6 protein-coding genes are annotated in these 7,658 nt (G+C 61.6%); 3 read left to right on the plus strand and 3 right to left on the minus strand.

The window, feature by feature from the left end; translation table 11 throughout:
* Window positions 1-183 precede the first annotated feature (183 nt).
* From J9892_RS22565 to J9892_RS22575, 3 genes are all read right to left on the minus strand, one after another.
* Entirely contained in the window at window positions 184-480 is a 297-nt protein-coding gene (locus J9892_RS22565; protein ID WP_010675539.1) for a YciI family protein, read from the minus strand.
* Between the two features lie 24 nt (window positions 481-504).
* The gene (locus tag J9892_RS22570) at window positions 505-1,056 is read right to left on the minus strand and encodes a septation protein A (RefSeq protein WP_039041321.1); all 552 of its coding nucleotides are present in this window, start codon (window positions 1,054-1,056) and stop codon (window positions 505-507) included.
* A gap of 105 nt (window positions 1,057-1,161) precedes the next feature.
* The gene (locus J9892_RS22575; protein WP_210539081.1) at window positions 1,162-2,667 is read right to left on the minus strand and encodes an aminotransferase class V-fold PLP-dependent enzyme; all 1,506 of its coding nucleotides are present in this window, start codon (window positions 2,665-2,667) and stop codon (window positions 1,162-1,164) included.
* A gap of 191 nt (window positions 2,668-2,858) precedes the next feature.
* Between J9892_RS22575 and J9892_RS22580 the strand changes: the two genes are divergently transcribed.
* The 3 genes from J9892_RS22580 to J9892_RS22590 all read left to right on the plus strand — a co-directional run.
* Window positions 2,859-3,491, plus strand: coding sequence for a hemolysin III family protein (locus tag J9892_RS22580; protein WP_039041319.1), 633 nt, complete (start codon window positions 2,859-2,861; stop codon window positions 3,489-3,491).
* A 121-nt stretch (window positions 3,492-3,612) separates the two neighbouring features.
* Window positions 3,613-5,274: a putative transporter gene (locus J9892_RS22585; protein ID WP_010675535.1), complete on the plus strand. Its 1,662-nt coding sequence runs from the start codon at window positions 3,613-3,615 to the stop codon at window positions 5,272-5,274.
* A 222-nt stretch (window positions 5,275-5,496) separates the two neighbouring features.
* The coding region (locus J9892_RS22590; protein WP_210539083.1) for a retention module-containing protein at window positions 5,497-7,658 on the plus strand (2,162 nt) is incomplete at its 3' end.

Consider the following 7,658-nt stretch of genomic DNA (forward strand, 5'->3'; position numbering starts at 1 on the left):
AGTTGGACAAACAGGCAGAGCAGTTCAAGTTACCCGCCCGCCGAGAACGAAGTTACCCAAGGTGCATCAAAGCCAAACCACAGAAGTATGCGACGAGAAAACCTAGTAAAAACAATGCCAGTCAGGCTTAACTGACTGGCATTAGGACAGTGTCCGGCCTTTTTCTTGTCAGCCTTGATGGGCTCAGAAGACTTTCTTGAACGGTTTGATGGTCACCCTGGCGTAGACCCCCGCCGCGACATAGGGGTCCGCATCGGCCCAGGCCTGGGCGTCGGCCTGGCTGGCAAAGTCGGCGATGACGGTGCTGCCAGTGAAGCCCGCATCGGCCGGATCCTCGGCATCGATGGCCGGGTTGGGGCCGGCCGTCAGCAGGCGGCCCTCATCCTGCAAGGCTTGCAGGCGGGCCAGGTGGGCAGGGCGTGCCAGCTTGCGCTGGGGCAGGCTGCCCGCGACATCTTCGGAGTAGATCAGATACCACATGGAACAATCCCTTTCTGGTTGCGGTTATTTTTTCTGTTCTGCGTTCTGCTCGGCCGGCATGTGGCGATAGAGATAGACGCCGCTGAGCAGGGTGAAGACCAGGGTCATGCCCAGCAGGCCGAACACCTTGAAGTTGACCCACATCTCCTGGGAGAGGTTGAAGGCCACGTAGAGGTTGAGCAGACCGCACAGGGTGAAGAAGCCGACCCAGCCGAGATTGACGTTGTCCCAGACCCGGTCGGGGGCTTGGAGCTCCTTGGCCAGCATCTGCTTGATGAGGTTCTTGCCAAAGCCATAGCGGCCGATGAGCAGGGCGAGGGCAAAGAGCATGTTGATGACGGTCACCTTCCACTTGATGAAGGCATCGTCGTGGAAGAAGACGGTGAGGCCGCCGAAGAAACCGACCAGCACGAAGGTGAACAACTGCATCTTCTCGACCCGGCGATAGCGAAGCCAGCTGTACAGGAGTTGCAGGCCGGTGACGACCACCAGGGCGCCAGTGGCGGTGTAGATGTCGTAAAACTTGTAGACCGCGAAGAAGACGATCAGGGGGATGAACTCGATAAACTGCTTCATGCTGGGCTCTAACCTCAAAATTTCACTCAGTGTACCTGCCCGTCAGACAACGGCAAATGAATAAGACCGTCCATTCTGCAGGCAGTTCCTTCCCGGGGCGGCGGGTTACTCGAACAGCTGGCTGGCAATCTGGTTGCCAAGGCGCACCTGATCGTCCAGCAATGCGCGTATGTCTGCTTCCTCGATGAGGGGGTTGAGCAGGACGGCGCGCAGCAGCGTGAGCGGTTGCTCGCCATAGCAGGAGACTGCACGCTGGGTGCGTGAGACGAAGCTGTGCCCTTCGGCGCGCTGGGCTTTTTGCAGGGCGACGTTGAAGAGATTGATCTGTTCGTTGGCCGCCATATCGGGCACCTGACCTTGCAGGTGGGGCGGAATGCACCGGTAGGAGAGCAGGTTCATGACAGGTGCCGACATCAGCTCGAAGGCGGGGCTGGCGTCGATGAGCGCTGCCATTCGCCGCGCCCTGTCGTAGTTGGCGTCGATGAGTTGGGCATAACCCTGCTGTCCCAGCATCTGGAAGGCGGCATCCAGATAGAGCGCGTTGGCGGGACGGGTCCCCTCCAGAGTGAAGCGCCCCTGATCGAAGGAGGTGGCGCGGATGGCGTAGGGAGCCTCGCGCTTCACCGTCATCATCAGGTCCGGTTGGCGGCAGAGCAGCATGCCGGTACCGAGCGGGACCAGCAACTGCTTGTGACCGTCAAGGGTGACGGTATCGGCGTGCTCTATCCCCGTAAGCAATCCCTGATAGCGGGGCGAGAAGAGGGTCGGGCCACCCCAGGCCGCGTCCACGTGGAAGTGGATTTGCTCGCGCCGGGCGATGGCGGCCAGTTCCGGCAGCGGGTCGACGGAGCCAAAATCCGTGCTGCCAGCCACGCCGACCAGCGCCAGCACCTTGAGCTTCTGCTCCCTGCATTGTTGAAGGGCCTGTTCCAGTGCCGCCAGACTGAGCCGATTGTGCTCGTCTGTGTCGAGACGCCAGACGCTGCGAGCCCCGAGTCCCAGCAGATCCATCCCCTTGTCGAAGGAGTAGTGCATCAGCCGCGAGCCCAGAATGACGGCGCCGCGATAGCCCTGCTCGGCGAGGGCGAACAGGTTGTCGCCACAGGCCCGGTTGCGAGCCAGCCAGAGGGCGGTGACGTTGGCGATGGTACCGCCACTGGTCATGACGCCGAGGGCTGCATCCTTGGCATGCATATGGGCTGCATAGAAGACGTCGTCCTCGCGGTAGACCAGACGGTGCAGCTTGGCCAGCACTTCCCGCTCCAGAAAGCTCAGCAAACGGGAGGACTCCATCTTCATCGGGTTCTGGTTGAGCATCACCAAGAGCCGGGAGAGCTCGGCGGTGAAGGCCGGCAGCGGTGCCGTCATGTGTCCCATGTAGCGGGGAGAGGTGAGGTGCGATGCCCCGGGTACCAGGGTGGTGAGCCGTGCCAGATAGTCCCGGGGAGAGATGCCGATGGCGGGCATGCACGACTGATCGAGCTGGTGGGTGAAGCTGCCCCGCTGATAGGGGGCCTGACTGTCGTCGGAATGATGGAAATGCTCCAGCAGGGCCGTCATGGCCTTGCCGAAATCAGGATCCGGTTGTGTAAACAGTTCAGTGAGCTTCATCGGGTTCTCCAGACCAGATTGTCGGGCAGACGCGGCCATCCGCATGGGCGGCGTCGGCGGCAGAGCATACACCAAAGGGGCGGGGGGCACAGCCATCTCTGGCCCTCCCTCTCCTCGCGTCTTTATTTTCAGCTAACGCTTGTAGCCTGAAACATCGGCCGCTAGAGTGGGCCGGTAATGGGTTGGAGGTAATGATGGATGTGACGGGGTACTCCCCACGGGAAGAGTGGGCGAATCGCCTCAGCCATGGGCTGGGGCTGCTGCTGGGCGGACTGGGACTGGTCTTGCTGCTGCACAAGGGGTGGGATCAGGGGCCCAGGGTACTGCTGAGCTACGGCGTCTACGGTGCCAGCCTGGTATTGCTTTATCTCGCCTCGACGCTCTATCACAGCGTGAGCTCGGTGGCTGCCAGACGCTGGAGCAAGCTGTTCGATCACTGCGCCATCTATCTGCTGATCGCCGGCACTTATACCCCCTTCCTGCTGGTGGCGCTCGATACACCGCTGGCGCAAGGACTGATGGTGGTGATCTGGGGGCTGGCCCTGGCGGGGGTCGTGTTCAAGCTGATCTTCATCAATCGTTTCAAGAAGGTGTCGCTATTTACCTATCTGATGCTGGGCTGGCTGTCGCTGGTGGTCATCTACCAGCTCTATCTGCATCTGGATGGTACCGGGCTCCTGCTGCTGGGGCTGGGTGGTCTCATCTACAGCCTGGGAGTGATCTTCTATGTGGCCAAGCGCATTCCCTACAACCACGCCATCTGGCACCTGTTTGTGCTGGGGGGCAGTCTGTGCCACTTCATGGCCATTTATGGCTACATCTGATGGCTAACCCTTAGTTGGTATTTTTGTGCTCATGAAAGCCTGAATTCGTGCGGCGCCCCACAGTTGCCCCCTTCGTTTGCTGACAAGCTAGTGCCAGTTCAGTTTGGAAAGGATGCAAACGATGAGTGAGATCGCGCTTTCCATCAGCATGCTGTCGCTGGTGGCAGTGCTGGGGCTCTGGCTGGGAAACTGGCGAGTCTATGGCGTGGGTTTGGGTATCGGCGGGGTGCTGTTCGGCGGCATCATAGTGGGCCACTTCGCCGGCTTGTCCGGCTTGAAGCTGGATGAGCAAACACTTCATTTTATTCAGGAATTCGGCCTGATCCTGTTCGTCTACACCATAGGCATCCAGGTTGGTCCCGGCTTTTTCTCCTCCTTGCGCAGTTCGGGCCTCAAGCTCAATGGCTTCGCGGCCCTGCTGGTTCTGCTCGGCTGCCTGGTGGCGGCAGCGTTGCACCAGCTGTTCGATGTACCGCTGCCGGTGATCCTCGGGGTCTTTTCCGGGGCCGTGACCAATACCCCGTCCCTGGGGGCTGGCCAGCAGATCCTGGCGGAGCTCGGGGCGGATCCTGGATCCACCGGCCTGATGGGGATGGGCTATGCGGTGGCCTACCCGTTCGGGATCTGCGGCATCCTGCTCACCATGTGGCTCATCAGGATGTTCTTCCACATCAAGATCGAGGAGGAGGCGGTTGCTTTCGAGCAGCAGGCTGGCAAAACCAAGGAGAGTCTGCAAACCATCAACATTGCCGTGCGCAATCCCAATATGCATGGCCTGATGCTCCGCGAGATCCCGAGTCTGGACGAGGCGGACGTCATCTGTTCCCGCCTCAAGCGTGGCGACGAGCTGATGGTGCCAAAGCCCGACTCGCGCATCGAACTTGGCGACCTGCTGCACCTGGTGGGGGAGCGCCATGCCCTGCACAAGGTGCTGCTGGTGCTTGGAGAGGAGGTAGACACCTCCCTCTCCACCCGCGGGACCGATCTGCGGGTTGAGCGGGTGGTGGTCACCAATGAGCAGGTGCTCGGAAAGCGGATCCGCGATCTCGACATCAAGCAGAAATACGATGTGGTCATCTCGCGCCTGAATCGGGCCGGCATCGAGCTGGTGCCGACCAGTCAGACCAGTCTGCAGTTCGGTGACATCCTGAACCTGGTGGGGCGGCTCGATGCCATCGAGGCGGTCACCAGCGTGGTGGGCAATGTGCAGCAGAAACTGCAGCAGGTGCAGATGCTGCCCGTCTTCATCGGCATCGGGTTGGGGGTATTGCTCGGATCCATTCCCTTCTACCTGCCGGGATTCCCGGCGGCGCTCAAGCTGGGGCTGGCAGGGGGACCGCTGGTGGTGGCGCTCATCCTGTCTCGTATCGGCAGCATCGGCAAGCTCTACTGGTTCATGCCGCCGAGCGCCAACCTGGCGCTGCGGGAAATAGGCATAGTGCTCTTCCTGGCGGTGGTGGGGTTCAAGTCCGGGGCTGGCTTCATCGACACCCTGATCAACGGCGACGGTCCCGCATGGATGATGTACGGTGTGGCAATCACCCTCATCCCGCTGCTGCTGGTGGGTGTGCTGGCACGCCATTATGGCAAGCTCAACTACCTCACGCTGTGCGGTCTGCTGGCCGGCTCGATGACGGATCCTCCCGCTCTGGCATTTGCCAACGGTATGCACCCCACCAGTGGTGCCAGCGCACTCTCTTACGCGACCGTCTACCCCCTGGTGATGTTCCTGCGGATCATCTCGCCCCAGCTGCTGGCCATCCTGCTCTGGGCCGGTGTCTGACACCTCACGAGACGGGAGCCGATGAGGCTCCCGTCTTCGTTTTGTCACAATTGATGCTATTGATTTAATTAATTTTATTCATCTTAGGCGTCCCTTCGTTTTCACCCCGAAACCCGGCTTCATTTCGGTCTGTTCATTCGATTTTTCTCACTGGTTTATGGCCTGATAAACGGGCACATTGGAGGCTGGAGCAATATGCCCTTCGATATTTCAGGAGAAACCATGAGCAATCAGCGCATCGTATTGGATCAGGATGTCGTCGTTACCCACTTGCAAGGCAAAATGTATCTGGTCGCCGCCGACGGGAGCCAGAGACTCGTTGCAGAAGGCGATGTACTGCCCAAGGATGCGGTATTGCTTGCGCCCGAAGGGGCCAGCTTCCAGGGAGGGGAGACCACGTTCACCCTGGGTTCCGGCGAGCGCCCCGAACAGGGTGACGCCGTGCTGGCGAACGCGGGGACACCCGATGACATCGCAGCCTTGCAGCAAGCGATTCTGGACGGAACCGACCCCACCAAGGCATTCGAGGCGTCGGCGGCGGGTGGAGCCCCGGCCGCAGGCAATGCGGGGGGGGTGGCTGGTGCCAGCGGCAACGGCGGTTTCGTCACTATCGATCGTACCGGTGATGCAACCATCTCCAGCGCAGGCTTTGACAGTGCGAACCCGGCTGACGCGGCGCCGCTGGTGGATGTGCAAAGCAGTGAGGATGAGCTGGTCGACCTCACCGCTCCCGTTATCACCGTCTCTGCCCCCGACAACACCAACGATCGGACGCCGACCCTGACCGGTACCACGGATGCCCCCGCTGGCAGCACGGTGACCCTGGTGGTGACCGATGCCAACGGCAATCAGCAGACCCTGACCGCTACGGTACAACCGGATGGCAGCTTCAGCGTGGATGTCACCACACCGCTGGCCGAAGGGGGCTATCAGGTGACGGCTTCCGTGACCGATCCGGCCGGCAACACCGGCACCGCGACCGATGATGGCAGCGTGGACACTACGGCCCCGACCGTGACGGTGAATGCACCGGACAATACCAATGACAACACCCCGACCATCACGGGTACCACGGACGCCGTCCCCGGCAGCACGGTGACCCTGACGGTGACCGATGCCAATGGCAATCAGCAGACTCTGACCGCCACGGTACAACCGGATGGCAGTTACAGCGCGGATGTCGTGACACCGTTGCCGGATGGGGGCTATGACGTGACGGCCAGCGTGACTGATCCTGCTGGCAACAGAGGCACGTCGAGCGACGATGGTAGCGTGGACACCACGGCGAACATCACGGTGAGCCTGGATGACGTGAACGCGGCCAATGTGGCCAACACGCCCATCAGCGGCACCTCCGATGTTGGCCCGGGTCGTACCGTGACCCTGGTGATCAGCGATGCCACCGGTAAGAGCGTGACAGTCACTGCCGTCACCGATGCCGATGGCAACTACCAGACCAGCGCCGATCTGAGCGGGCTGGCTGATGGCAACCTGACCGTGGTGGCCAGCGTTACCGACGCGGCGGGCAACCCGGCCAGCGCCACCGACGACACTACCTTGCTCGACACCACGCCACCGGATGCCAGCATCACCCTGGATGGCAACATCACCCCTGACGACGTGATCAACGCGGCCGAGTCCAAGCAGGACATCGCCGTGACCGGTCGTGTGGGTGGCGACGTGAAAGAGGGCGACACCGTCACCCTGACCGTCAATGGCAAGGCCTTCACCGGTCTGGTCTTGGCCGACAAGACTTTCAGCATCAATGTGCCGGGTAGCGACCTGGTGGCCGATGGGGACAAGGTGATCGACGCCAAGGTCACCACCACCGACGCGGCGGGCAACAGCACCACCGTGACCGATACCGAGGGTTACAGCGTCGACACCCAGAGTCCGAGCGTGGTGGTCGACATCGCCGACGACCAGCTAACCGTGGGCGAAACCAGCGACGTCACCTTCACCTTCAGCGAGAAGGTGACCGGGTTCGAGCTGGGCGATCTGACCGTGGTGGGCGGCACCGTGACCGGGCTGACCACCTCCGATGGCGGCAAGACCTGGACCGCGACCTTCACTCCGGATGCGAACTTCACTGGCACCGCCAGCGTGACCGTGAAGGAGAACAGCTACACCGACCAGGCGGGCAACAAGGGGACCGGAGGCAGCGACAGCGCGGCCACCGACACCGAGGCGACCGGTGCGCCGACCGTGGTCATCACCGAAGACGTGAACAACGACGGTACCATCAGCCACACCGAGATCAGCGGCAAGGTGGACGTGGAAGTGAGCCTGCCGGGCGATGCCAAGGCCGGGGACACCCTCAAGGTGAGCGGCCAGGCCGACCGCCTGTTGACCGATGCCGACATCACGGCGGGCAAGGTGGGTTA

This window comes from Aeromonas sp. Prich7-2, assembly GCF_017939255.1.
In the GTDB taxonomy this organism is placed as follows: Bacteria; Pseudomonadota; Gammaproteobacteria; order Enterobacterales; family Aeromonadaceae; genus Aeromonas; species Aeromonas caviae.

What these genes read in the sequence shown, in the direction of transcription:
- J9892_RS22575 (WP_210539081.1), bottom strand. Translation starts at nt 2,667, where the DNA reads ATGAAGCTCACTGAACTGTTTACACAACCGGATCCTGATTTCGGCAAG.
- J9892_RS22585 (WP_010675535.1), top strand. Translation starts at nt 3,613, where the DNA reads ATGAGTGAGATCGCGCTTTCCATCAGCATGCTGTCGCTGGTGGCAGTG.
- J9892_RS22580 (WP_039041319.1), top strand. Translation starts at nt 2,859, where the DNA reads ATGATGGATGTGACGGGGTACTCCCCACGGGAAGAGTGGGCGAATCGC.
- J9892_RS22565 (WP_010675539.1), bottom strand. Translation starts at nt 480, where the DNA reads ATGTGGTATCTGATCTACTCCGAAGATGTCGCGGGCAGCCTGCCCCAG.
- J9892_RS22570 (WP_039041321.1), bottom strand. Translation starts at nt 1,056, where the DNA reads ATGAAGCAGTTTATCGAGTTCATCCCCCTGATCGTCTTCTTCGCGGTC.